Annotated in this window: 1 protein-coding gene; it reads left to right on the plus strand. The window is 36.1% G+C overall.

The window, feature by feature from the left end:
• On the plus strand, positions 1-227 hold a 227-nt coding region (locus PNO30_RS05595), incomplete at both ends, for a hypothetical protein (RefSeq protein WP_271987459.1).

Below are 227 nucleotides of genomic sequence, written 5' to 3' on the forward strand. Positions count from 1 at the left end.
ACAAAAGGAATTGCTATCCCAGAAGGTGGAAAAGTTACGAATGTAGAAAACATTCCAGATTTAACAACACCAGGTAAGAAAACTCCAGTTAAAGTAACAGTAGAATTGCCAAATGGAAAAGTAATAACAGTGGAAGTACCAGTAAATGTAACACCGGTGAAACCAATAGAGACACCAGTTACAACAACACCATTTACACCAGAAGACTATACAAAAGGAATTGCTAT

The sequence above is a fragment of the Gemella haemolysans genome, from assembly GCF_028308085.1.
Taxonomy (GTDB): Bacteria; Bacillota; Bacilli; order Staphylococcales; family Gemellaceae; genus Gemella; species Gemella haemolysans_D.